The organism is Natronobacterium haloterrestre, assembly GCF_900112205.1.
GTDB lineage: Archaea > Halobacteriota > Halobacteria > Halobacteriales > Natrialbaceae > Natronobacterium > Natronobacterium haloterrestre.
Genome location: NZ_FOKW01000015.1, coordinates 25,470 through 50,517, shown reverse-complemented (window position 1 = coordinate 50,517; position 25,048 = coordinate 25,470). Strand labels below are relative to the sequence as shown.

The following is a 25,048-nucleotide window of genomic DNA, read 5'->3' as shown; positions in this document are numbered from 1 at the left end:
TTTCTTTCCGGGGGAGTCGTCGTGCGGACTATCGCCACGTAGCCGACTCAAAGGGGGACTCGCGGTCACGACAGCGACTACCGATTCCCTGTTGAGCAAGTGCCGAGAGACGAACTACCGCTGGCCGAACCGGTAGGGAGCCCTCGAGTCCTTCGACGGCAGCCTCAAGTGAACCTACTCCTAACATAGGACGTGACGCTTTCACAGACAACCAGCCGACGGATTCGAGGTATTTCGTCCTGCCAGCAATCGATTCCCGTCCGAGGTGAACCGTGACGACCGATCCGACGGTTCTGGTCGTGGGGGGTGGCGCGACGGGCGCTGGCGTCGCCCGAGACCTGGCGTTGCGCGACGTCGACGTGATGCTCGTCGACCGTGATGGACTCGCAAGCGGAACATCGGGTCGGTCCCACGGTTTGCTCCACAGCGGTGCACGCTATGCCGAAGCCGATCTGGAGAGTGCCGAAGAGTGTCTCGCGGAGAATCGGATCCTCAAGGACATTGCGGGGGCCTGTATCCGCGATACCGGCGGGCTGTTCGTTCGACTGGCTGAAGATAACGAGGACTACTTCGAACGGAAGATGGCGGCCTGCAACGCTGCCGGTATCGAGGTGCAACGCCTCGACGGCGACGAAGCACGCGAGCAGGTGGCCGGACTGTCCGACGACGTCGTCGAGGCGTTCCGCGTCCCCGACCGCGTCGTCTATCCGTCGCGACTGGTCGCTGCGAACGCGGCCGACGCCGAGGCCCACGGCGCAGCGGTCCGCCCCCATACCCCGGTTACGGACGTAACCGTATCTAACGAACGGATCGATTCGGTCGAGTTAGGCGGCGACGTCGACGGCACGGTCAGGCCCGAAATCGTCGTCAACGCGGCAGGGGCGTGGGCCGGACAGCTCGCCGAGATGGCTGGGGCCACGGTCGGGATGGCCCCGTCTCGAGGTGTGATGGTTGCGGTCGAGTACGACGACCTCGAGCCAGTGCTGAACCGCTGCCGGGAACCGGACGACGGCGACATCATCGTTCCCCACGAGGGGGAGGTCGTCCTCGGTACTACGAGCGTTCCCGTCGACGACCCCGACGAGTACGACCGACCCGACTGGGAGGTAGAACGATCCGTCTCGGAGTGTGCGGCGATGCTCCCGTCCGTTGCCGACGCACGGACGGTCCGAACCTGGTGGGGTGTGCGTCCCCTGTACGCGCCGGATGAAGCCGGGTCTGACCGCCGAGGCATTTCTCGAGGCTTCACCGTGATCGACCACGCTGACGAGGGTGTTTCGGGGCTCGTTAGCGTCGTTGGCGGCAAGTTGACGACGTACCGCCGGATGGCCGAGGTCACCGCTGATCGTGTTTGTGCCGGGCTCGGTATCGATGCGACGTGCGAGACTGCGACTCGAAGGCTTCCGGCAGTCGATGACACGGAACGACTCGACGAACTCGTCGGGCAATACGGGGGCGCGAACCCGACCGATTCCAGTACCGTCGGTACCACAACAGCTGTCGACGAGTAAACCGCGCGCCGGATGAACGCCGGTGAGGACGACGAGTATACAGGGATCGCTTTCACACCGAGTAGCTCTGACTGGAATTCGGTGCCGACGTATCCGGTAGCAGTGCTTCTCTCGAGCGTGTGGGCCGCCGGCACCGAGCACTGCCTCGTCGGTATCGCCACGGTGGGGAATTCATATATCGATATATCATTTATTTCTGGGCGAGACTACTGTCGTGCTGTCCGAGCAAGTCCCTCTCAAGGCGAGCAACGGCGGTAGCAACCACAGTTCTCGAGGCCCGGGACGTCACGTTCTCCGAGCACTGCTAACCGATCGGGTGGGTGGAAGACGATATCAAGGAGGCGGCAGTGTCATATCGACGTCGGGTTCAGACCGACGCGTGTGTATCACTCGAGTCGCGACTATCGGTCGTTGGGTATGCGGGGAGCCTGCGACGCGGAGACTACCCGAGAGCTATCGCAACTCGATCCGCCCCAACGCTGGCCAGTAGTTTCCCGACGGTCGAACAACGGTTCGAACGAAGTGTACCTCCCCGGAGATGGGAGCCAAAACGATCGGCCGATGCCACATTACGGCCGGCGATGGTGCTCTCGAACCACGTCGTGCAGTTCTGGATCGTCCGAGCAACTCGAGGCGGTGACGGGTGACCGAGTAGTCCACGAACGGATTTGAGGAAAACTAGGTCGTCGGGCGAGGGGCCCAGCGGCGGGCGGATTTGTGCGACAACGGTCAGTGATAGCGTTCGGAGGTGAAAATTGAGACCGTCCACATATCTCCAGGGTTCGGTGGTGGTGCCGCAGTAGTCCGGCCAGCAGTCGATCAACAGAACAAATTCCGAATGCCCGGTGAGGGAGTGAGGGGGTCAGCGAAAAAGGAATTATAGTGGCGTAAATCACATAGCGCGATATAGATCCCTGACCATCTCCGGTCGAAACGTGTGCTATGGTGTTCCTCGATGGGACGGTAAACAGGATCAGCGGTACCAGCCCTCCGTCAACGAGGGTCGAATAGTCGGTGAGAGGTCAGTAAGAGAAGGCAAGGGAGTGAATGACGACCGCTCGTTCTGGGCACCGACGCTATAGTCGATACGAACTTCCGGCATATACCGATCAGTTCAAACTCGCCGTCGACTGTGATTTCGGAGTCCGGTAGACCACTTTTCTCAACGATCACACGGGGTGTTGCTAGAGCGTCGGTGTTCGTACGCTCATACACGAACGCCACTATTCTATTGGCATCCCTATCTCTTCGGCAGGAATCCACGAATACAGGTATATTTCGGGTGTGATGTGGACATTATAATAATATCGTTCCATCTCGCTGGTCTCCGAATCGAATATCTCCTGCGTTGGTAGTCTTGGTACCTACTGTTTGCACGTCCTCACTACCGAGATGTAGAATAGGTACCTATTGTAACTATTATGGGGTCGCAATTCACGGCAGATTCGTACGGACATCCCCATTAGAACCCTGTAATATCCCCTCAGTACGTCTGGCGAGTCGCCTAAATACACTCCAAGCGATTAGATACGATCAAAATCGGTTATTCACCGAGACAATCGATCATGTAAGAGACCACGTGATCGATAGCCTTACCCCACTCGTACGACGAAACGACGATGACAGGCGAGACGGAAGGCAGGCGTCGAATTGGGCCTACTTCCTGCGTTCTGTCCCTCCTGTCCGTCTTACTATCGTAACACCAGTATCAGCCCGATCCTCTTCATCCCGGCCGTTGACTCCGCCGAAATACCTCGTTAGCTATCATGTTTTTCCCGGGTTAGCGATGCCGGTTACCCGAGCGGCGGTGCTCGAGGACGACCTACCGGGCGGAGCGTCCACGACAGGAAGAACGGGTCCACCGTTCTCGAGTCCCTCCTGCCACGACGCGGAACCGTACCCCCTGCGTACCTCGACTACGGCACCGAGTCTGAAATTCCGGGAGTCAGACTCGAGGAAATGAAAGCGGTGCCCGATCGCAGGCTTCTCGGAAAACGTAGCTACTCCGTGTCGTCCGATTCGAGGAGGTCGCCGACGTACTGGTTTTCCCACTCGCGTCGTGCCCGGATCTCGCGTTCACCACGGCGGGTCGTCGTGTAGAAGTTCGTCCGTCTGTCGGCCTGCCCCTTCTCGACGAGCCCTTTATCGACGAGCGTGTCGAGATTCGGATAGAGGCGGCCGTGATGGACTTCTTTTTCGTAGTAGTCCTCGAGTTCCTCTTTGATCGCGAGCCCGTGAGGTTCGTCCTGTCCGGCGATCGTGTACAACAGGTCGCGCTGGAAGCCAGTCAAATCGTACATATCTTCTCATTGTTGTATCCGATAATAAAACTGTGTGCTAACGAAGAATCAGACTTATCAATCAACAGCTAATTCCGGCTTTCGCTGTTGACGCTTCGTCAGTGGAATGCAACGATGTCACCGGACAGAGGCTTCGACGGGTGGCACCTATCGTCGTAGACGTTGTATTGAACCCCAGATACCGGCCCCTCGTTTCGATTGTCGTACGAAGCGGCCACTCGACGAATGTTGCCGTAGGCCTCAGATGACAACTCTCGAAGGATCGACAGACTATCCATCGGTCCCCGTCAAAAGCGACGATTCCCTCGATGGTTGCAACGAGACGGATGCCATCGGCGAGAGTTACTACCCGAGTGTAACCGTCGAAGCCCGAGTCTCGAGGAGACGGCCGGATTGCTCTGGATGGCCGTGACGGTACAGCATTTCCATCTCGTTCTCAGGTGAGGAGTGAAGGAGTACCTCGGTCATCACAGGCGATAAGGAAGTCAGCTCAAAACACTAACAGGACAGATTATCTAATTCAGCGCTCTCTCGTCAAGTGTTAGAAATAATATCGGCGATCGTGCCGAAATGCTCTAGTTGTGAGTTCTCAGGGTCGTAAGAGGGGTACCGGTCTCGTCGTTCGGAGACCTTTTTCGACGGCGGTTGTGGGGTGGACCGGTGGCTCCTTGGCCGTTTCCTATCCTCTGGCCCGAATACGGGCGAATGCCAGGGTGTGATCATCGGTGGTCAGCAACAGCGCCGCGAAGCGTTCTTGCGTGTTCATTGCTTCGAGTCGTTTCCCGTCGTTGGTCTGGTGGTCGACTCGAGCGCTGAGGTCGTTGGGAACGGGCACGAGAATTTCGAACTCGTCAAGTGGGCGTTCGATTGGACCGACGAGCCGAGTCGGTGTTTCGGTGAGACGGTTCAATGTTTCCTGGTTCGGCACGAGTGCCAGAGTTGCGTTCGCCGAGAACTGTTTGACTAAGTGTAACCCTAGTTTCAATAGTGCGGCAGATTCAATTGATATACAAATGGAGACAGAGCAGACGGCAGAAGACGTATTCCATCTTCTTTCTGATGAAATACGGGTCGATATCTTACGTGAAGTTGCACGTGCTCGATACGACGAGATACCAATAGTCACACCCGGGTTATCCTTTTCTGAGTTGTACGGACGGGTCGACGTAGACAATACTTCCAAATTCTCGTATCACCTTGGTGAACTCACCGGTACCTTTCTCAGGAAGCATGAGGATAGATATCGGTTTACTCACGCCGGGGAGCAGATGGTCCGGTTCATCCTCGCCGAAAACTACCTGCACCCCTCGGACTTCCAGGCCATTGAGACGGACGGCAGTTGTCTCCAATGTGGGACGGCAGCTTTGCAGGCGGTACCGCACGACCAGTACTTCATGATTCAGTGCACGGCCTGTGAGAGCCCCGCATTTACGTATAAACTCACACCAGCACAGGTTCGAGGCCACACTGGAACCGACCTGATTGATACCGTCATTTGGGAACAGGCTTCCGACTTTCTGAAGATGCGTCAAGATGTCTGCCCGGATTGTGCGGGCAACATGGAGACCGAAATCCGTGATCTGAGCGGGGAACCGGAAGCCGAACGACTCCCCACGTCACTCGTGACTCTCAGTGAGTGTCAGCAATGTCTGCGGTTTATGAGCGTTCCGATCACTCATGCCGCTGCGTACCATCCGGAATCGATCGTGTTCCACTGGAAACGCGGACTCGATATTCTGGCGACCGGGGTATGGGAGTTTCACGAGAACCTCCACACTGAGCAGTGGACTGCCGACCACGTTGACGGTCCCACGGGCAGCTACAAGGTCGAGTTCCAACACGACAGTAGCTCACTTCGATTGTATCTCGACGAAACTGCTGTGGTGACGAAATCCGAACGCGTCCGAGGTAAAGACCACAGTGCGAGCCGATCATGACACATTTGATTCAAAAACGGTGTTGAGTGTATCGGGGCGGGAGCAAGCTATAATTCATAAATAGGGTCCCACCTACTCTCATAGCCTCCAGATCACTCAAACCTGATTTTGAAGCCAACCTGGTAATATATCAAATATTCGATAATATTTATACCGGGTTCGGCCGTCTCTTCGTACAAGGTGTTCAATCTATGACTCGTCAGAGTAGACACGACACGACCCACAGCCACTCCGGAGAGTCCAAGCGCCATGACACGACGTCATCTGCCGACGATCGTATGACTCTCCAGGATATTCAGGAGGTCTATGCACGCAACGCGAAGTGGATCGATCGCTTGAGTTGGTTGGATCGCTGTCTCACCGGTCGCCACCGTCGTTGTCAGTTTGGGCGAGCGGCGGGGCGAGTACTCGACGTAGCTTGCGGGGCGGGGGCGAATTTTCGGTACCTTCCCGACTCGAGTGAGATCGTCGGTATCGACATCAGCGAACCGTTGGTTGAACAGGCGCGAGCAGAGCTAGAGACCCTTGGTCGGAGCGGAACCGTCGAACAAATGGACGCTCAGAACCTTGGATTCGCAGATAATAGCTTCGAGACAGTTATTTCGTCGTTTTCGACCTGTACGTTCCCTGATCCGAAAATCGCCCTTCGAGAGATGGCACGGGTTTGCCAGTCGGATGGGCGGATCCTATTACTGGAACATGGACTCAGCAACAATCCCCTCATCGGGCGCTATCAGGAGTGGCGAGCCGATGCCCACTACGAGCAGTCCGGCTGCCGGTTGACTCAAGAGCCCGTCGAGGTGGTCCGTCGGGCAGGTCTGTCCGTTGAAGAATTCGAAACTGCACAGTTCGGTCGGATCAGGCGTATCACGTGTACCGGTGGCGACGACAACCAGCAGAGGACTTCCCAATGACGAGAATCGAAGCTCTCCACCCCGACCTGAACGGAGACACCGGTCCTTCGCTGAAGAAGAATCTGTGGCGGTGGCTCCTCCTCATGGGAACCCCAGTCCTCCTTGGATCGTTGTTTTTTATCCATCCCGACGGCAGCGGCGGTCTCGATACGCTTCTGCCGGTATCCCGGACGTGGTTGGTCTTACACGTCGTCATGCTACCCCTTCTCGGTCTGTTGGGGGTATCGTTCTACGTGTTGTTAAGTGGCTACACTGGCCCGGTAGCTATGATCGGACGGCTCGGTGTCGCCATCTACCTGACGTTCTACATCGCCTTTGAGGCTATTGCCGGGGTTGCAACGGGAGTATTGACCCACGAAGCACATATGCTGTCATCGGAACAGCAGGAGGGAGTGACAGCAGCGATTGATGCGTTAGGGATACCGTCCGTAATGCTGGGATTCCTCGGCACTATCGGAGCAGTTATCGCTGTCTCCTCGATCGGTATCCTCCTCCGTCAGTCTGGTGCACCACTTGTGCCCGTTCTCTTCCTCGGTGGTGCACCACTGGCAACCCTGTTTCACAGTGGTACTCCAGTGGACGCGATTGCCATGACGGTTTTCCTCGTCGGCATCGTCTGGCTCGAACTACGCTGGCGACGAGATAAAGATGGAGAAATAGTTTAAAAAGATGAGACTCACAGTTGGAGTACGTATTGCCGAACGCACAATCGAAACGGCAATAATACAGAATTCCCCACATATGAGGTCCAAGAAGCAATTCAAATTCCTTGAAACGAGGGTCGGCTTGAATCACTCAAGAGGGTCAAGTGGGGTAGTCGGTACAGAGGAATGATCTCTACCACTGTCCTACGGCGTATCCGTGATCGACCGGCGATGCTGTTTGTAGTGCTGACGTATGCCTTCTCCTGGGGGATCTGGGGCGGCGGGTATCTTCTCCTTTCGGATGATACCCCGTTCGTTCCTATCGTGTTTCTTGGAGTGTTCGGTCCAGCTGTGGCCGCAGCAGTAACCGTCCGCGCAGCGGGCGGAGACATCCGAGAGTGGTTACACTCGATACTTTCCTGGCGGGTCGCTTCACGGTGGTATCTCGCGGCACTTCTCGTCCCGATCCTCGTTTACGGGGTTGCCGCGATCAGTCTCTCGTTGTTCGGTGCCTCCTTTCGAATTGAAAACCTCGGCCGCGGCGTCGCAATATTTATTTCCGGACTTCCAACAGCGACCCTCATCAGCGGCGGCAACGAGGAATTTGGGTGGCGAGGCTTTCTACTGCCCCACCTCCAACAGCAGTACGACGCGCTCTCGGCCAGTCTCATTATCGGCATCGTCTGGGCTGGATGGCACCTTCCTGTATATATCCTCCCGCTCGGGTTGACGAACGGTCCATTCTATCTGTTCGCTCCGTTTATAATCCTATTTTCAATACTATTCACGTGGTTGTACAACAGTACGGGTGGTAGTATCGTTGTAGTGATGTTGCTTCACGGAAGCATGAATTCCGCAATCGGAATCTATGCAGGCGTGTTATCCGTAGACACAGTCAGTGAGACCGTTCTGTGGGCCACACGACCTATCGGGGTCATCTGTGTCACAGCGCTCGTCGTCGTGTTCGGTTACGAAGCGCTATCAGATCAAGCGGCTAACGTAGAAAGTGAACTAGTGACGAACTCTCAGCACAACGAGACCGACTGAATTCCAATCCCGGGGTCCTTGAGCTGTCGACGTGCAAATAATTCGTTTTATATGACTTGATTGGGGATAGTGATCCGTGTCCGATCGTTCACGTACGTCTCACACAGGCGAAAGACCAGGTATCACCAAAACTATGCTCGACGGTCGTATCGGACGTGCTTTCCGTGCACACCCAGTGAGTGCGTTTTTTACTATCACATTCCTCTACTCGTGGGCCGTCTTCGCCCTGATGTTCGTATTGATTGGTGGGGAACAAATCGGGGAATCGCGGCTCTGGCAAATCCCATTTGCCTGGGGCCCGCTACTCGCTGCACTTCTCGTCGGTCAACTGTCTACTGGCGATGTTCGACCGTGGCTCCGGACGGTTGGGGACCCACGTACGAACCCAAAGTGGTACCTAATCGCCGCCGTCGTTGTGTTTCTTTACGCCGACGCTCCCCACGTGCTCGGCAGTCTTCTCGGTGTCCCCGTCGCACTCGATCACGTCGAAGAAATCGCGGTGAGTTTCGGAGTGACGTTGTTGTTTGCGGGGTCGCTAGAGGAGTTTGGCTGGCGAGGATTCGCCCAGCCACGCCTGCAGGAACGGTACGATGCGCTAATCGCCGCCATTATGATCGGCATCTTAGTCGGGGTCTGGCACTACCCATGGTTGTTGTTAGCCGGTGCGGGGTACGAGAATGCCGGCCTCGGAGCTCTCGTTGCCCTTCCGCTGGTGATGACCCTGATGGCTATAGTATTCGCCTGGCTGTTCAACGGAAGTGGCGGAACGATTCCCGTTGTCATGCTCGGTCACGCTGTTTTCAACGCAACGCCAGCGTTCGAGTTTACAGCTGACGCCCCTAGTTGGCTCTCGGCCGTTGGCCTGCTGGTGTGGCTTGGCCTTATCGTGATGGTTGTCGTCGTCTATGGACGGAATTATCTCGCGCCCACCGGTCCGCCACCTGCAGTAGTGGGCGAGGCCGATTGACCCCGCCACAGACGTGATGAATTCACCGATGGTCTCGCGACTACTCGGAGTGGCGCGATGGGCTTGGTAGGAACCAGGCTCACTCGAAAGCAAGACGACGACACGAGCGTGATCGATTTGGTTCCGGCCACTCGAGTCACGGGTCTCGAGGGGACGGCCGGACTGCTCCGGGCGGCCCTCCCGGTACAGCAGGCAACTATCCGAATCGTCGACCTAGCCCAATCAGGGATATTCCGTCTCGAAAGCCAACCGTCGGCGTGATGGATACGAGTGGCGTCCGGGCCTGATCGATGGGGTACCAGGAATACCTCACAAACCGTTTGACCGATGTGAAGGAATCTTCTGTGCGAAACTCCACAGAAACATATTTCAGATTACAATTATTGGCGTCCCCCCTCAACGGGAGAACGATCCATGAACGATAGTGCAACAGTCGACGATCCGCTCGAAGCGCTTGCGGCATTACCGACACTATGCCGACCGACGGTGTCGCCGTCAGGCGATCGTGTAGCGCTGTACTACGACGATACCGGTCGGAACGAACTCCACGTGCTCGACGTGACAACGGGTAACCGGAGACAGTGGAGCGACGGCAACGTGCCGAGAGACGGCAACGCTCCGCTAGGCTGGGCTGCCGATGGCGACCGGGTATTGGTCCACATCGACGACGCCGGCGACGAGCAGTACGACATCTACGCGATGGACGCGACCGGCAGCCTCGATCCGGTGGTCCGTTCGGATGGAAAGAACGAACTGTGTGCTATCGCCCCGGACGGATCGTTCGTCGTGGTCAACTCCACGCGAAACGGCCAGATGAATCTCTACCGCCACGGTCTCGAGGAGGGTGGAGAGACGGCGCTCACCGACCACAGCCGGACTGTCTGGCGGGCGGTACTCGGGCCAGATGGCGATCGGATCGCATACGTCACCGACGAGACAGGCGATCCGATGAACCTCGACACCTACGTGATGGACGCAGACGGGACGAACAGCTGGAACGTTCAGTGCGGTACGACGGGTAGTCAAACGACGGTCGCGGACTGGGGGCCGGAAGGAGAGCGACTCCTCCTCGGTGACGACAGCGACGGTCGGACCCGGCCGGGTGTATACGACCTCGAAACCTCCGAAACGACCTGGCTCGGCGACGGGACCTACGAGGAGACTCCCATCCAGTTCCACCCGGAGGGCGACGAGGTGTTCGTGCTTCGTGACAGGGATGGTATGACGGTTCCCGTTGTCTATGATACGTCCGGCGACGACCCGGTTACAGACCGCGAACTGAGCCTCCCCGATGGTGTCACCTTCTTCAGTGCCACCATCCGTCCCGAACGACGACACGTTAACGACGCGGTCCTCGCGGATGGGCGGGTGCTGTTGAGTCACAAAAGTTCGACGACCCGGAGCAGTCTGCTGGCGTACGACCTCTCGACGGATGACGTCGAAACGCTCCTCGAACCTGCATACGGACCCTTTAGTCCGACGGAGTTCACGGACTCGACGTACTTCACGTTCCGGTCCGACGGCGTGCCCGATACACCACAGCGTGCGGTCGAACACGACCCCTACGAGGAACTCGATATCGGTGCGCTGCTGTACGACTCCGGGGAACGGCCGTCACCACTTGTCGTCAAGCCACACGGGGGACCGCGGGGCCGAGACGCCAAGCGGTTCAGCACGCTTACCCAGTTGCTCGTTTCCCGGGGATTCTCCGTGCTGGAGGTGAATTACCGGGGGTCGGTCGGGCGCGGTCGCGAGTTCATCGAACGCCTGTACGACGACTTCGGCGGTGCCGAACAGGGCGACATCGCGACCGGGGTCCAACACGTCCTCGAGGCCCACGAATGGATCGACGATGAGCGAATCGCCGTCACCGGTGGTTCGTACGGTGGCTACTCCACGTACTGGCAACTCGTCCAGTATCCGGACCTCTACGACGCGGGCGTAGCAATGATGGGGATCACCGACTGGGTGGTCAACTACGAGGATACCATGCCCCACTACCGGACGGGGTTGTTGGAGCGATACCTGGGTACTCCGGAAGAGAACGAGGCGCTCTACAGGGAACGGTCCCCGATTACCCACGTCACGAACCTCGATGCACCGTTGCTCGTTCTCCATGGCGTCAACGACCCCCGCGTCCCGGTCTCACAGGCCAGGGTGTTTCGTGAGGCGTTACTCGAGGAGGGATACGATCAGGGGGAAACCGGTGACTTCGAATACCGCGAGCTTCGCAAGGAAGGACACGCGACCACTGACAGGAGCCAGCGCCGCCGGATGTATCGAATCCTCGATGGTTTTCTCCGACGCCGACTCGACGTCTCGTAGGTCGGTCCACGTCCAACCCGGAGGCGTAAACAGTATGTAGATCGGGAGACAGGTCTGCACATGCCCACGCAGTTCACCGAGGACGACCTGGGGGAAGTGTTCGGTGCCCTGGCCGACGACATCAGAGTGAACATCCTGCGGTTCCTGCGGACTCGTCCCGAGGAAACGGCGTCTTTTTCGACGCTTCAGGATGCGACGGGCGTCGAGGACTCAGGACGGTTCAACTACCACCTGGGGAAACTGACGGACCGGTTCGTCCGCAAGACCGAGGCAGGTTACGAACTCACGCAAGCGGGCAAGCACGTGGTCGGGTCGATCGAGTCCGGAAGATACACTACGAGCGGCGAGATCGAACCCATCGAACTGGCGGACCCGTGTCGATTCTGCGGCGAGACACAACAACTCTCCTACCGTGATGAGGTCGTAACCGTCGAGTGTACGTCCTGTCGTGCAACCTACGAGTTCGTAGTCCCGCCAGCAGTGTTCGCCCACTGTGAAGATACCGACGTTCCGCGTCTCGCAAGCCGACACCTTCGAACGACGATCCAGCGACAGTATTCCGGTTTCTGTATCTTCTGTAACGGCCGACTCGCTCGGACTGTCAAGTCGAGTGACGAGTTCGACTCGAGTGCGATACGGTCCGACGAGCAACTCGAGGAGACCGAACACCCTGGTACGGCGACGGTGGAGTTCGACTGCCAACAGTGCGGCGCGACGGCCTACTCGAGCGTTAGCGACGTTCTCCTCGAACATCCTTCCGTCATCGGCTTCTACATCGACCACGGTATCAACGTCCACGAACGATACTGCTGGTCGTTCCCTGCGTTCGACGATGTCGACGTGACTCCCCCGGACGAAGCGCTAGACACCTTCGAAATCACGTACCAATGCGAGGGGGAGTCGCTGTCGCTGACCGTCGACGACCACCTGTCGGTGCTCGGTACGGAGCGCCTTGCTCGGTGAGCGTCTCGGTTGTCGGGAAGGGGAAGGGGCAGGGGCCACTCGACGTCTGTAACGGGACCATTACCAGTCGAGTCAGTCCTCGAACTCGAGGTGTTTACAGAGTCGCTGGAATGCACCCAGCGACCACGAGAGACGCGTGCTGTCGCGTGTAGACGACGGAGGTGGTCGACGAGAGGCCCACCGAGCGTTCGTCACTGCATCAGTTCGCCGCCGTTCACGTTCAGCGTCTCGCCCGTGACGAACGTGGCGTCGCGAAGATATGCAACTGCGTCGGCGATGTCTTCGGGTTGGCCGTACCGCTCGACTGGAATCCGGGCGAGTTCCTCCCGTTTCTCCTCTGGCGTTCGATCGGCAGTCATGTCCGTCTCGATGTGGCCCGGGGCGACGGCGTTCACCCGTACGTCGGGCGCAAAATCCTGGGCGTGACTGCGAGTCAACGAAAGGAGCGCGCCTTTCGACGACGCGTAATGGCACTCGATCGCCGCACCGGTGTGGGCGAGAATCGAAGAGATGTTCGTCACGGACGGGTCAGCAGTCGAGTCACGAAGATACGGAAGCGCTGCTTTCGTGACGTTGAACGCGGAATTGACGTTGACGTCCATGATCCGATCGAAGTCATCCGGGTCGAGATCGTCAGTGTAGACGTGTTGATCGATTCCGGCGTTGTTGACGACGTGATCGACGCCGCCGAACGCGTCGGCAGCGGTATCGACCAGTCGCCCAGCAGCGTCAGGATCGGCGACGTCCGCTTCGACGGCGATCGCTTCTCGCCCGTAATCGCGGATCTCGGAAGCAACCGCCTCGGCAGCGTCTTCGCTAGACCGATAGTTCACGGCCACGTCGTATCCGTCAGTTGCGAAGCGACGCGCGATCGCTTTCCCGATCCCTCTCGAGGAGCCAGTCACGACTGCGGCGGGCATACCTGTACGACACGCTGTGATCGACTTGGTAGTTCCGCCCACCGGTGGAGCGCCGTTTCGTGTTCGACGAGAACGACGCAATTCGGGATCGATCGGAGCTGCACGAAGCGATGGAGCGAGTTCTAGTAGGGGTGCCTGTGCAGGGCCGAGACCTATCGGCGGTCCGATCCCAGACAATATTGTAGAGAGATCACAATGGTAGACCAGATATCCTCCGAACGACTTGCGGAGTTGATCGATTCCGACGAATCGTTCACACTCATTGACACCCGGCCCGAAGACAGCTACGAAGGATGGCGTATCCACGGCGCCAAGAACGTCCCGTTCGATCCGAGAGAAGAGTTCACGGACGACCACCTCGAGCCCGTCGAGGAGTCGAAAAACGGCGACACAGTCGTCATCTGTGGCAAAGGGCTCACGTCGACGCCGTTCGGGTTTCGACTCGAGCAACACGGGGTCGAAGACGTCTCCGTCGTGAAAGGCGGCATGGAAGACTGGAGCGAGGTATACGAAGTCGTTCCCCTGGAGACGGAAAACGACGATCTCGTCGCACTGCAATTACAGCGTCGGGCGAAAGGTTGCCTCGGCTATCTCGTCGGCTCGAAACGTGCCGGATCGGCAGTCGTCGTCGATCCGACACGGCAGACGGACCAGTTCAAGGTCGTAGCGGAGGAGGCCGGGCTCACGATCGAACGGGTCCTCGATACCCACGTTCACGCGGACCACGTTTCGGGCGGTCCCAAACTGGCGAACGAACTCGACGTCCCGTATCATCTCGGTGACCGTGCGAGCGAACGGGGAGTCGATTACGACTACGAACCGCTCGCCGACGGTCGAACGCTCGAACTCGGGGAGATCGAGATCGAGACGCTTCACACACCGGGACACACAACCGAAATGGTCAACTATCTCGTCGAGGGCGAGATGCTCCTCACCGGTGATACCCTGTTCGTGGAGTCCGTCGGCCGGACGGAGTTACAGTTCGGTGACGAGGATGCAGCACACGGTGCCGAACTGCTCTACGAATCGATCCACGAAACGATCCTCGAGCTACCGGACGAGACGCGGATCCTTCCGGGTCACGTATCCGTCACGAAGGACAACCGATACGAGGTCGGATCGCCTGGCGAACTGATCGGGGCCCGACTGGGTGAGCTTCACGCTGATCTCGATCTCCTCGGACTCGACGAGGACGAGTTCGTGGACCGGTTGGTCGACGACGCGCCCGATAAACCCCCGAACTACGAGCGCGTCATCGAGATCAACACCGGCACGGAACCACCCGAGGACGGGTCCGAAGTGACGGAACTCGAACTCGGGCCGAATAACTGTGCGGCCTGAAGGCCGTCGGGAGAGCACTCACTCGGCCATGGAGTAGTCGCGAGCGTGCCAGGCCGTGATGGTCCGTGCCACTGTGACCAGGGCTGTAAAGACGCCGTCAGGACCGTCGGTAGCTGCGACCGCCCTGTGGAACGTATCGAGCCAGCCTAACTGTTCGAGCGTCTCGTGTTGGTACGTCCGGAACCGCTCGAGGCGGTCGTCGGTACCCGTTTCGAGGGCCTGCGCTTCTAGCCGTGTGACCGCAGCGAGGAACTCGAGTTGAGCCGCGACGTGATCGGGGAAGTCGCCGTAGCTTGGACGGACGCCCGCTCGATCGTACAGCGACGACATCTCCGAGGCCGGGTCGCCGAGCAGTTCGCCTGCCGACCCCTCGTCGTGGAACGGTGAATCCGACTCGAACGCCTCCGAAGGCTGGTCACGGTGTGCGGAGGCCACCGGCGGGACGTACTGTGGTCCCGGAACGACGAACAAGTTGTCGTAGGCGATCCTCAGGGCGTCCTCGTCCACCTCTTTGCACTCGAGGGGGGCAGCGTCGATATCGACGGGGAGCGTCGCCGTGACGTCGACGAGCGAGCCGTCCTGCATCACTGTTGCCAGGACGTCCGTTTCGCCGTCGAGTATCGCCGCGAGCAGGCCGTACAGATCGGCCTGGGCATCGGCGACCGCAGCCGTCCTCGTGGTTGCCGTATCGGTTCGCGTCATCGTTCGCTCACGGGTTCGATCTCCACGTAGGCTGCGAACTGGGCGTTGCTTCCGCCGACCGGATCGCTCAGGCCGACGTCGCCGAGTTCGTCGTCGAGGGGTTGAACGTGGTTGACGGCGAACCCGGCGTCCCGTCCCTTCGCGTATCCGGCCGTATCCTCGCCCGGCGTATCGAACGAGTGGTCGGCATGCCCGTAGCCGTCGGTAGCCCCCGCTCGATGTTCGCCGTCGACCGTCGTGTCCGTCGTGTCGCCGCCCTGCCGTCCGAATCCCCAGGCGGTTCCGACGACGCCGGGGCGGATGCCGCCGGTGACACGGACGGTCGCCTCGACGGTTCGCCGGCCGGCATCGATCCGTACCCGGTCGCCGTTTTCGAGGCCGCGCTCGCGTGCGTCTTCGGGGTTGATCCACACCGGGTTCTCGGGCTGAGTTTCGCGTAGCCACGCCGAACCGGTCGTTCGGTGCATGCCCTGGGTCCGGGGCTTCCAGTTGGTCAGTTGCAGCGGCCTGTCGTGGTCGAGTTCTTCGTCGGTTTTCACGGGAACCTGGACATCGCGGTTGTAGTGGACGACGTCCGCTACTCGAGGGAGGGGATCGAACCGCTCGCCGTCGTAGGCGTGTTTCCCGGTCGGCGAAATCTCGTCGTAGAAGTTCACCCGGCTCGCGAGTTTGTACCGCATGTGATCGCCCTCGTAGGCGTTCGTATCCGGGTGCCGGCCGGCGTAATCGTAGTCGTGGCCACGCTGGGCGAACGTTTCGGCGTAGTCGTCGATCGGTTGCTCGAACCGACCGCCGCGGTTCAGTACGGTGACCGCCTTGGGCCACTCTTCGTCGGTTACTGCGCTGCGCCACTCCTCGAGGTCGAAGTGTTCACCCAACCCTTTCTCGTGGGCGTGCTCGAACAACTCGAGTTCCTCGTCGTCGGCGTCGGGGACGGGGTCGCGGTCGTAGGCGATGTTGGTCGCGAGTTTGACGTAGAAGTCTTCGGCGGTGTCGAGCGGCCACAGGTCGCCGTCAGCGTCGGAGATAGCGCCCTCGCCGACGCCGGGCAGGTCCAGCTCTTTCCAGATATCGATCAGGACCTCCTCGAACGGCCGTGCGTCGGGGACGACCGTGATCGTCGGCTGGCTGATCTTCTCGTCGGCCAGGCGCTTGTTCGGATACGTGCCGAAGTTCTCCCAGCGCTCGAGGTAGGTCGGCTCGGGGAGGACGTAGTCGGCGTATCGGCTCGTCTCACCCAGCACCGTGTCCGAGGCGACGATCAGCCCGATTGCGTCCTCGTCTTGCAACACGTCGGGGATCGTGTCCCCGCCGGCGGCGGACATGACGTGGTTGTTCGAGTACGGCCGGATGAACAGCGCCTCGACCCCGTAGGGGTACTCGTCGTCGGCGCTGGCGTAGAGTTCCTGGGTCGCCATCGGCGGTGCGACGGGGAACCAGGGCCGTTTCGCGGGATAGCCGTCGTCGCGCTCGAACAGCGACGTCTCCTCGTAGTTGACGCCGCCCCGGAGCAGCGGGATCCCCCACGGTTCGTGGCCGTCGGGGACCTCCCCGAGTTCGTACCGGCCGCTCATCGTCTCGTAACCCGCGTAGGGCGTGATCTGTCCGCCCTTCCAGTCGAAGTTGCCGATGAGGTGCTGCAGCGTCGAGATCGCACGCGTCGCGTAGAACCCGTTCGTATGCTTGGCCGGGCCGCGGTAGGCCATGATCGCCGCGCGCTTGCCGTGACTGGTGAACTCGTCGGCGAGCTCGTCGATCCGATCGACGTCGACGCCGGCCATCTCGGCGTACTCCTCGAGGTCGTGTTCGAAGACGCGCTCGCGGTACAGCGTCCAGACGCTCTTGACGGCCCGTCCGTCGACCGTGATATCGACGTCCAGTACGCCCTCGTCGACCTCGCTCGCGGGAGCAGGTTCGCCGGTCGCGGCGTCGAGAACGACGAACGAGTCGTCGTCGGCGCCAGGGACGTCGAGGTCCCCGACGCGGGCCTTCGGTTGCTCGTCTTCGTCGACGAGCACGAGGTGAGTCGCGTCGCTCCAGGTGGGCTCGTTGTCGGCTTCGGCAGCGTCCTCGTCGGGATTGCGGAGGTACGTCTCGTCGTACCGTTCGTGCTCGATGATCCAGCGCGCCATTCCGAGCGCGAGCGCAGCATCCGCGCCGGGTTTGACCGGGATCCACTCGTCGGCCTTCTCGGCGGTCTTCGAGAGGCGGGGATCGACGACGTCCATCCGCATCCCGTCCTCGATCGCGTTCGTGAGTTTCGGGGCGAGCCAGGTGGGACCCTTGTTGGCGACCATCGGGTTGGTCCCCCAGACCAGCAGGTACTCGCAGTTCTCGATGTCGGGGTACTGGCGTTTCTTCGTGCCGGCGTGGGAGCGGTTGAACCCCATAACGCCGGAGAGACCGCAGACGCCGGCGTGGTGGATGCTGTTGACCGATCCAAGCCCCTGGTGCCAGAGCCGGTTCCGGATGAAGTTCCGCCGGAAGCCTCCGACGTCGACGATCTGGTTGGCCTTCGGTCCCAGGTCAGGGTGATCAGTATCGATCAGGACGTCCTCGTAGCGGTCGTCGAACTCCTGTTTGCTCATCTCACCCGTCTGGACGGCCTCCCAGTCGTCCATTACCTCGTCTTCGGGGGCGTACCCCCACAGTTCACGGAGGCCGTCGTGGCCGAGTTCGTCGTCGCCGGAGACGATCTCCTCGATCGCCTGTTCCCAGGAGATGGTCTTCCACTCGTCGCTGCCCCGCGGCCCCACGCGTTTCATCGGCTTCCGCAACCGGTACGTGTCGAAGGCCGTCTGGATCCCGGCCTGGCCCTTCAGACAGATGCGTCCGCCCGACAGCGACCACTTGCTCGTATCGACCTCGCCAGTCCCCTCGAGGTCGCCGGTCGCGACGTCTTCGGGATCGCTTTCGTAGGGCACCTGAGCGTGTGGCTGTGTGTTGAGGAACGAGTAGGGGTTCCCCGCGAGCTTGCGTACGAGCGAACTGTACTCGCCAGTGCCGCTCTCGTCGGCCAGGCGCACCTTGATCGGGCAGAACGTGTTACACTGTCCGCAGGTCGTGTAGATGACGTCCGAGGCCTCGTAGTCGCCGTACTCGGTCCCGACACCGTGGCCGTCGTCGGTGAACCAGCCGTCGACCTCGAGGACGCTGCCCGCGATACCGCCGGACAGCGAGAGCGCGCCGATGCCGCCGACCGCCTTCACGAAGTCGCGACGGTCGATCCCGTCGGCGGTCGGTTCGTCCGTCCGTTCGGTCCCTGTCTTGGAGTCCGTGTGGGTTGCGTTCGAATCAGTCATGGATCTCACCTCGTGGAACGAGCGGAAGCAGTTCCGTGCCGATCGTATAGATGAGCACGCCGAGCGCGACGATGCCCAGCGAGAGCAGCCATTCCGGCGTCGACGGCACGTAGTAGCCCGTCGGCAGGCCGTAGAGCGCGGGCTCGATCTGGGCCGGCACGACGATGTTGAAGCGAGTACCGATCACGCCGAGGACGACACTCGCGCCCGCGGCGGCGACCAACGCCGGTCGGCGACGCCAGTCGCGCCGGTGTAACAGCACCAGCGGGGCGATCCAGCCGAGTCCCACCATTACCACCCAGAACGACCACCACATCTCGCCGGTCATGATCGTCAGCCACGACTCCACGTGGCCGGGATGGAGACTGTAGATCCCGACGAACGCCTCGAGAACCTTCAGCGACGCGTCGAGGACGACGAATCCGACGAACAGTGCCGCCATGCGCTCTAACAGATCCGTATCGAGCGCTCGGCTCCCCAGGCGCGCCCGCAGCACGTACAGCAGGGCGATCAGTGCCATCCCGCTGACGACCGCGGACGTGATGAAGATCACCGGGAACAGAGCGCTGAACCAGTAGCTCCGCGCGGCGGCGACCGCGAACAGGTTTCCGGTGCCGCCGTGGACGAAGACGATCGCGAGCGGAATCCCGACCATTCCAAGGCGTTTCAGCCACGTCCGATCGGTCTCGAGGCTCTCTTCGCTCGTCTCCGTTCGGCCGAGCGTGAGTAGACCGGCGATCCGTCCCCGAAGGCCGTCGTCGGCTTCGCTCCTCGCGACGAGGTCGCGTCGCATCGAGAAGTACAGCTCGCCGGAGAGGACGATGATGTAGAGTGCGTACGCGTGGACCTCCCAGGAGAGGACCGACAGTGGCTGTCGCCACGCGAAGGGGTGCCAGAGCCGATCCATCCGGCCGAGGTCGACCAGGACGAACGTGAGCGCGACGATCATCGAGACGATCGCGACGAACAGCGCCTCGCGTTCGATCTCGTGCATCCCGTCGACCTCGAAGACGTTCGAGAGCGTGCTCACGAGGAACGCGCCGGCCGACAGGCCGACGAAGTAGATGTAGAACGCGACCCACGCGCCCCACGGGACGGTGCTCGAGAGGTTCGTCGCCCGGAGCCCCTCCGCGAGCCGAAGGTAGCCGCCGTATCCACCGATCGCGAGCAACGCGACCAGCAGCACGTACCAGGCGAACCGAAGCCGCCGGCCACCGATCGCCGCCGTCGTCTCGTGTGTGTTCGTCGACATGGTGATCACTTGAGGTAGTAGACGTTCGGATCGGTCCCTTCCTTCTCCTTGAGCTGGAACGCCCGGGAGGACGACGCCAGTTCGTTTACGTCGCTGTCGGTATCCTCGAGGTCGCCCATATACCGCGCATCACCGACGCAGGTCTCGACGCACGCAGGCTCCTCGCCCCGTTCGAGGCGGTGGTGACAGAAGTTACACTTCCGGACGTTGCCGACCGGCGACTCGCCGTCTTCGCGCGGGCCGCGGTCCGTCCCGTATTCGGGGCTGGTTACTTCGCCGCCTTCGTCGAACTCACCGTCGTAGTTCTCTCCGAAGTCGAAGTAGCGCGCGTCGTAGGGACACGCGACCATGCAGTACCGACAGCCGATACACCGGTCGTAATCGATGTTCACGACCCCGTTGTCCATCTTGTACGTCGCGCTAACCGGACAGACCTGCACACAGGGCGGCTTCTCGCACTGCATGCACGGACGCGGGACGTTCGTTCGGCTGACGTTCGGATACTCGCCTTCCTCACGCTCGAGGACGACGTTGTAGGAGACCCCGGGCGGCGTTCGGTTTTCGGCCTTGCAGGCGACCGTACACGACTCACAGCCGACGCATTTCTGCAGGTCGATGACCATGCCCCAGCGCGGATCGTCGCCGTCGCCATCGCCGTCGCTCTTGCTCTCCGCGTCTGCCGCGTTCTCCGACGCCTCGAGCGCCGCCGCGACGCTGGCCATCGAGCCAACCGAACAGCCGAGCGTTTCGGCCGTCTCCTCGTCGATCGTCCCGTCGTCCCGATCGACTGCCGGATTCGGTGTCTCGCGGTAGTCGTCGCCGAACTCCGTGGCTGCGTCGTCGTCGTACTTTTCCCAGTAGGCCGCGCTCGAAAGTTCGCCGCGGCTCACCCGCCGGGCGTCCTCGGCCATCTCGATGCCGAGGTCGGTCCGGTAGGTCGTCTTCTCGAGTTCGACCCGTGGATCGGTGGCCTCGACGTCGACCATTTCGTCGTAGGAGTCGTCGAAGTCTTCGGAGTCTTCGGAGTCGTCCCCGGACGATCCGGGAATGGTCGGCATCGGCTCGTCGGCAGCTTCGCTTTCGCTCATTGCCGACCACCGGCTAGACGCCGTTCCCTCCCGTTCGCTCGTCGATTGGTCCTCATACGAATAGACAAAGGACCCCCAGGGGACTGAGCGTTCTACCGATACTCTTGGGGTCGATTTCGGGGGGCGATACCCGGTTTGTACCGGGTACCGATACTGTTGGGTAGGGGAGTACCGGCCGTCTCTCGGTTCATTCTTCGTGAGCCTTCGTATCGGGAATACGGTCGTCTCGACCCTCCAGAACCGATATTACTGATCGATGGGAACGACATCAGTACATATCCCCTGGCGACTGCCATCTCTATCTATGCACCCACCTGTCGCTCGCCAACCGCCCCGCCGCCGCTCGAGGTGGTCGCGATGAGTGGGGTCCTCATCGCGTCGATCGCGCTCCGGATCCTCGGCACGGGATACTCCGTCCTGCTCCTTCGACGCAGTGGCGATCGACGCTTTGCGTTCCTGACGGTCATGCTCGGGCTCATGACGTCACGGCAGGTCTGGACGCTACAAACGACCGGCGGCGCCGGCCTCGCCGAACTACCGGGGCTCGTCGTCAGCGGCCTCGCCGTCGCGGTGGTCTACTATCTCTCCCAGTACGTCGACGAAGAGGACAGAATCAAATCGGAACTCGAGGCGATGAACGATCGCCTTCGAAGTTTCCGGAAAGCGGTCGAACAGGCTGGTCACGCGATTTTCCTGACGGATCCGGACGGCCGGATCGAGTACGCGAATTCCGCCACGGAATCGGTAACCGGGTACGCGCCGTCGGAACTGGTCGGTCGAACGCCCGCGGTGTGGCAATCCGGCAAGCACGACGACGCGTTCTACGACGACCTCTGGTCGACTATCACGGACGGCGACGTCTGGGACGGCGAAGTCGTCAACCGGCGCCGAAACGGTGAACTGTGCTGGGTCGACGCGACGATCGCACCGATCACGGCCGATGACGGCTCCGTCGAGCGGTTCGTGGCCGTCGAGGCTGACGTCACCGAGCGCAAGGAACGGGAACTCCGTATTCGCGACCAGCACGACCGACTCGAGTTGCTGAACACGACGAACGCGATCATCCGGGACGTCACGCAGGAACTGCTCCGTACCGAGTCGAAAGCCGAGGTCGAGGCGGTCTCGTGTGAACAGTTCGCGAGCGCAGGCCCCTACGAATCCGCGTGGTTCGCCACCAGAAACGCCGTCACCGACACCGTCCGACCGAACACGAGCGTCGGCATCGACGACGACGCTCTCGAAGACGTCGTCGCCGCCGTCAACGACGATGACCGGGAGACGGTCGTCGACCGCGCCCTGGAAACCGAGACGACCCACGTCGCACAGGTCTGTCAGGAGGGACGCCCCGACTGTACCCGCACGTGTGAGTGTCGACTCGCGGCCGATGCGGTCGCGACCGTCGCGATCCCGATTACGTATCGGGATGCCCACTATGGCGCGCTCGTCTTGCATACGGGTGACGACAACGCCACCGATGCCCTCGACGTCGAGGTACTCGACGAACTCGGCGAGACCATCGCCTATGCCATCACCGCGGCTGAAAGCCAGCGTTCGCTGGTCACCGACCGGGTCACGGCACTCACGTTCGACCTCACACCGGCTGACGATCCGCTCCCGGCTCTTGCCAGCGCGCTCGAGGCCGACGTCGAACTCGAACTCGAACAGGTGACGACCGGTACGGACGGTGACCTCGTCGAGTTCGTCACCGTTCGCGGCGCGGATACCAGTGATATCGCCGCCCGGGCAGCAGATATTTCCGGCATCGAGTCGGCTCAGCGGCTTCGAGCCGATTCCGAACCGCTGCTTCGACTCACCGTCGACGAGACCGCCGTCGTTTCGACACTGGCACAGTACGGTGGCTGCGTGCAGTCGCTTACTGCGGATGGTGACCAGTGTGGAACGGACCCGGAGACCGGGAGCGCGGCTACCCTCGTCGCCGAACTGCCCGAAACGGCCGACGTCCGAACCGTCGTCGAGGCCGTCACCGAGAGCCACCCTGGCGCGGATCTGGTGGGTCAACACGAACGCGATCGAACCCCCGAAACGTCCGGTCAGTTCCGATCGGCGGTCGAAGACTCCACCACTGATCGCCAACTCGAGGCGCTTCGACTGGCCCATTTCGGCGGTTTTTTCGAGTGGCCCCGCGACTCCAGTGGCGACGACCTCGCCGACAGAATGGGGGTTTGCCAATCGACGTATCTGCAGCATCTCCGGGCCGCTCAACGGAAGGTATTCGAACAGTTCTTCGACGCCGAGCGGCCGACTGATTCCGGCTATCCGGTGGCACTCCAGGGGAAGGCGGATTAGTCTCCCCGACGCTCGAAATTCGAGCCAGTAGAACGCGTCGAACCCCACTCGCATTCACCTCACAGATCCTCGAGGGACGGTCACCCATCGAGTATGAACCGGGGATTCGAACCTCGAATCGTATCGACGCTTACCTGCCGGTAATCCACTCCTCTCGAGGGTGCTCGAGCGCTTCCTTTTTTCTCGAGTGCTCGAACAGTCCGAGCCGGTACCCCGACGTTCCCTTCCGTCTGGATAGTCGCTACGGGCCGTCAACACGTACTTTTCGGGCTGTGAAACTGGTTCGAGCGGTGGGCACGGAACCCGCCGGTCGGCGTTACCACTCTCGTTCCAGTTCCTCGAGCAGTCGATCGACGTCAGCAGCCGTGTTTACCGCGTGGACCGAGGCTCGGATCGCGTTCGGTGACGGTAACGCTCGGACGACGATTCCCTCCGTTGCCAGGCGCTGGACAGTCGCGTCCGGGTCCTCGACCTCGACCGTCACTAGACCCGACTCCGGCGGTGACGGACTCAGGAGTCGAGCCTCGGGGATGCCATCGACCAGCCGACCGGCAAGACGATGAACGCGGTCTTCGATTCGGTCGATGCCGACTTCGCTGATCGCCTGAATCGCTTCACCGAGAGCGACGTGTGGCGCCGGATTCGCGGACCCGACTTCGAACCGACGCGCGCCAGCGGCGAACTCGAACGGGTCGGCGGTTGGCGTTTCGACGCTCCGGTAGCCGACCGTCCGCGGCTCGAGTTCCTCGGCGGCCGTCCGGGTAACGGAGAGGAACCCACCTCCCCACAGTCCCAGGAGCCACTTGTGGCCGGCGGCGGCGACTGCGTCGGCCCCCCATGCCGAGACGTCCATCGACAGCTGACCGGGTACCTGCACGGCGTCGACGAGCGTGAACGCGCCGGCGTCGTGGGCGATGTCGACCAGCTCGGATACCGGAAGCCGTGTCCCGTGGGTCCACGTGACTGCGCTGAAACAGCCGAGTCGCGCGTCGGAGACGGCCTCCGCGAACCGGTCGCGGTCGATTCGCCCGTCCTCCGTCTCAACGACGCGGACGTCGACACCCGCTCGTTCGAGACGCTGCCACGGGAGGATTCCAGCCGGATGCTCGAGATCGGTTCGGACGACCACGTCTCCCGGCTGCCAGTCGATCGCGTTCGCGATGGCGTTGATCCCGGCCGTCGTACTCTCCGTGAGTGCGACCTCGTCCGGTTCGGCGCCGATGAACGCTGCGATCGTCTCTCGGGTGTGATCGAACGCGCAAAACGCCTCCTCGTATGGATCGGCCGCGACCGGCACATCGTACTCGTGGGACCGGAGAAACTCGTCGGCGGCGTCGACGACGTATTCCGGGCTCGGACCGTGAGCGCCGAAGTTGAGGTAGACGTCTTCCTGGAGCGCCGGGATGTCGGCTCGGAGTTCGAGTGGAGTCATCGGTCTCTCGTGGCTATCCAATGTACGGCTTGGCAAATAGCATTGCGGTAATTATACAATTCTGGTGGCGGTGGCGTAGACGGAAGGAGTTCGACT

Annotated in this window: 18 protein-coding genes; 10 read left to right on the top strand and 8 right to left on the bottom strand. The window is 60.9% G+C overall.

What is annotated here, in order from left to right; genetic code table 11:
• The first annotated feature begins 272 nt into the window (after positions 1-272).
• Entirely contained in the window at positions 273-1,511 is a 1,239-nt protein-coding gene (locus tag BM113_RS20345; RefSeq protein WP_089789813.1) for an FAD-dependent oxidoreductase, read from the top strand.
• A gap of 2,000 nt (positions 1,512-3,511) precedes the next feature.
• On the opposite strand, the gene BM113_RS20340 is transcribed toward BM113_RS20345, so the two are convergent.
• Positions 3,512-3,811, bottom strand: coding sequence for a PadR family transcriptional regulator (locus tag BM113_RS20340; RefSeq protein ID WP_007143737.1), 300 nt, complete (start codon positions 3,809-3,811; stop codon positions 3,512-3,514).
• A 679-nt stretch (positions 3,812-4,490) separates the two neighbouring features.
• A complete protein-coding gene (locus BM113_RS22060) occupies positions 4,491-4,739 on the bottom strand; it encodes a hypothetical protein (protein WP_143095876.1) in 249 nt (82 codons plus the stop codon).
• An 85-nt stretch (positions 4,740-4,824) separates the two neighbouring features.
• Between BM113_RS22060 and BM113_RS20330 the strand changes: the two genes are divergently transcribed.
• The 7 genes from BM113_RS20330 to BM113_RS20295 all read left to right on the top strand — a co-directional run bounded on the left by BM113_RS20330 (position 4,825) and on the right by BM113_RS20295 (position 12,608).
• Positions 4,825-5,748, top strand: coding sequence for a DUF7351 domain-containing protein (locus BM113_RS20330; protein ID WP_143095875.1), 924 nt, complete (start codon positions 4,825-4,827; stop codon positions 5,746-5,748).
• Between the two features lie 278 nt (positions 5,749-6,026).
• Positions 6,027-6,662, top strand: coding sequence for a class I SAM-dependent methyltransferase (locus BM113_RS20325; protein WP_089789810.1), 636 nt, complete (start codon positions 6,027-6,029; stop codon positions 6,660-6,662).
• Positions 6,659-7,327, top strand: coding sequence for a hypothetical protein (locus BM113_RS20320; protein WP_089789809.1), 669 nt, complete (start codon positions 6,659-6,661; stop codon positions 7,325-7,327). Before BM113_RS20325 ends, BM113_RS20320 begins: the two co-directional genes overlap by 4 nt.
• A gap of 210 nt (positions 7,328-7,537) precedes the next feature.
• Complete coding sequence (locus BM113_RS20315) at positions 7,538-8,353, top strand: CPBP family intramembrane glutamic endopeptidase (protein ID WP_177209241.1); 816 nt, start codon at positions 7,538-7,540, stop codon at positions 8,351-8,353.
• A 175-nt stretch (positions 8,354-8,528) separates the two neighbouring features.
• Complete coding sequence (locus BM113_RS20310) at positions 8,529-9,320, top strand: CPBP family intramembrane glutamic endopeptidase (RefSeq protein ID WP_177209240.1); 792 nt, start codon at positions 8,529-8,531, stop codon at positions 9,318-9,320.
• 414 nt (positions 9,321-9,734) lie between these two features.
• Positions 9,735-11,645: a S9 family peptidase gene (locus BM113_RS20300; RefSeq protein ID WP_177209239.1), complete on the top strand. Its 1,911-nt coding sequence runs from the start codon at positions 9,735-9,737 to the stop codon at positions 11,643-11,645.
• A gap of 60 nt (positions 11,646-11,705) precedes the next feature.
• Positions 11,706-12,608, top strand: a complete 903-nt coding sequence (locus tag BM113_RS20295) for an ArsR/SmtB family transcription factor (RefSeq protein WP_089789804.1) — start codon at positions 11,706-11,708, stop codon at positions 12,606-12,608.
• Positions 12,609-12,799: 191 nt separating this feature from the next.
• On the opposite strand, the gene BM113_RS20290 is transcribed toward BM113_RS20295, so the two are convergent.
• Complete coding sequence (locus BM113_RS20290; protein ID WP_089789803.1) at positions 12,800-13,528, bottom strand: 3-oxoacyl-ACP reductase family protein; 729 nt, start codon at positions 13,526-13,528, stop codon at positions 12,800-12,802.
• Between the two features lie 195 nt (positions 13,529-13,723).
• Here BM113_RS20290 and BM113_RS20285 point away from each other — a divergent pair, with 195 nt between their 5' ends.
• Positions 13,724-14,869 carry an MBL fold metallo-hydrolase gene (locus tag BM113_RS20285; protein WP_089789802.1) on the top strand — a complete coding sequence of 382 codons (1,146 nt, stop codon included), beginning with the start codon at positions 13,724-13,726 and terminating at the stop codon, positions 14,867-14,869.
• Between the two features lie 18 nt (positions 14,870-14,887).
• Here BM113_RS20285 and BM113_RS20280 read toward each other — a convergent pair whose 3' ends face one another.
• From BM113_RS20280 to BM113_RS20265, 4 genes are read right to left on the bottom strand one after another with little or no spacing between them, the layout of a single operon-like run.
• Positions 14,888-15,571 carry a molecular chaperone TorD family protein gene (locus tag BM113_RS20280; RefSeq protein ID WP_089789801.1) on the bottom strand — a complete coding sequence of 228 codons (684 nt, stop codon included), beginning with the start codon at positions 15,569-15,571 and terminating at the stop codon, positions 14,888-14,890.
• Positions 15,568-18,873, bottom strand: coding sequence for a molybdopterin-dependent oxidoreductase (locus BM113_RS20275; RefSeq protein WP_089789800.1), 3,306 nt, complete (start codon positions 18,871-18,873; stop codon positions 15,568-15,570). The genes BM113_RS20280 and BM113_RS20275 overlap by 4 nt, the downstream gene beginning before the upstream one ends.
• Positions 18,866-20,125 (bottom strand): NrfD/PsrC family molybdoenzyme membrane anchor subunit, encoded by a 1,260-nt coding sequence (nrfD, locus tag BM113_RS20270; RefSeq protein WP_089789799.1) that lies wholly within the window; start codon positions 20,123-20,125, stop codon positions 18,866-18,868. Before nrfD ends, BM113_RS20275 begins: the two co-directional genes overlap by 8 nt.
• A gap of 5 nt (positions 20,126-20,130) precedes the next feature.
• Positions 20,131-21,213, bottom strand: a complete 1,083-nt coding sequence (locus BM113_RS20265; protein WP_089789798.1) for a 4Fe-4S dicluster domain-containing protein — start codon at positions 21,211-21,213, stop codon at positions 20,131-20,133.
• A 357-nt stretch (positions 21,214-21,570) separates the two neighbouring features.
• Here BM113_RS20265 and BM113_RS20260 point away from each other — a divergent pair, with 357 nt between their 5' ends.
• Complete coding sequence (locus BM113_RS20260) at positions 21,571-23,520, top strand: bacterio-opsin activator domain-containing protein (protein WP_089789844.1); 1,950 nt, start codon at positions 21,571-21,573, stop codon at positions 23,518-23,520.
• 316 nt (positions 23,521-23,836) lie between these two features.
• Here BM113_RS20260 and BM113_RS20255 read toward each other — a convergent pair whose 3' ends face one another.
• On the bottom strand, positions 23,837-24,952 hold the full coding sequence (locus BM113_RS20255) for an aminotransferase class V-fold PLP-dependent enzyme (protein ID WP_089789797.1): 1,116 nt from the start codon (positions 24,950-24,952) through the stop codon (positions 23,837-23,839).
• Positions 24,953-25,048 lie beyond the last annotated feature (96 nt).

Bases quoted from the DNA above. Each gene is read 5' to 3' on its own strand.
- BM113_RS20340 (WP_007143737.1), bottom strand. From the start codon at position 3,811: ATGTACGATTTGACTGGCTTCCAGCGCGACCTGTTGTACACGATCGCC.
- BM113_RS20330 (WP_143095875.1), top strand. From the start codon at position 4,825: ATGGAGACAGAGCAGACGGCAGAAGACGTATTCCATCTTCTTTCTGAT.
- BM113_RS20325 (WP_089789810.1), top strand. From the start codon at position 6,027: ATGACTCTCCAGGATATTCAGGAGGTCTATGCACGCAACGCGAAGTGG.
- BM113_RS20320 (WP_089789809.1), top strand. From the start codon at position 6,659: ATGACGAGAATCGAAGCTCTCCACCCCGACCTGAACGGAGACACCGGT.
- BM113_RS20315 (WP_177209241.1), top strand. From the start codon at position 7,538: ATGCTGTTTGTAGTGCTGACGTATGCCTTCTCCTGGGGGATCTGGGGC.
- BM113_RS20300 (WP_177209239.1), top strand. From the start codon at position 9,735: ATGAACGATAGTGCAACAGTCGACGATCCGCTCGAAGCGCTTGCGGCA.
- BM113_RS20295 (WP_089789804.1), top strand. From the start codon at position 11,706: ATGCCCACGCAGTTCACCGAGGACGACCTGGGGGAAGTGTTCGGTGCC.
- BM113_RS20290 (WP_089789803.1), bottom strand. From the start codon at position 13,528: ATGCCCGCCGCAGTCGTGACTGGCTCCTCGAGAGGGATCGGGAAAGCG.
- BM113_RS20285 (WP_089789802.1), top strand. From the start codon at position 13,724: ATGGTAGACCAGATATCCTCCGAACGACTTGCGGAGTTGATCGATTCC.
- BM113_RS20280 (WP_089789801.1), bottom strand. From the start codon at position 15,571: ATGACGCGAACCGATACGGCAACCACGAGGACGGCTGCGGTCGCCGAT.
- BM113_RS20275 (WP_089789800.1), bottom strand. From the start codon at position 18,873: ATGACTGATTCGAACGCAACCCACACGGACTCCAAGACAGGGACCGAA.
- nrfD (WP_089789799.1), bottom strand. From the start codon at position 20,125: ATGTCGACGAACACACACGAGACGACGGCGGCGATCGGTGGCCGGCGG.
- BM113_RS20265 (WP_089789798.1), bottom strand. From the start codon at position 21,213: ATGAGCGAAAGCGAAGCTGCCGACGAGCCGATGCCGACCATTCCCGGA.
- BM113_RS20260 (WP_089789844.1), top strand. From the start codon at position 21,571: ATGAGTGGGGTCCTCATCGCGTCGATCGCGCTCCGGATCCTCGGCACG.
- BM113_RS20255 (WP_089789797.1), bottom strand. From the start codon at position 24,952: ATGACTCCACTCGAACTCCGAGCCGACATCCCGGCGCTCCAGGAAGAC.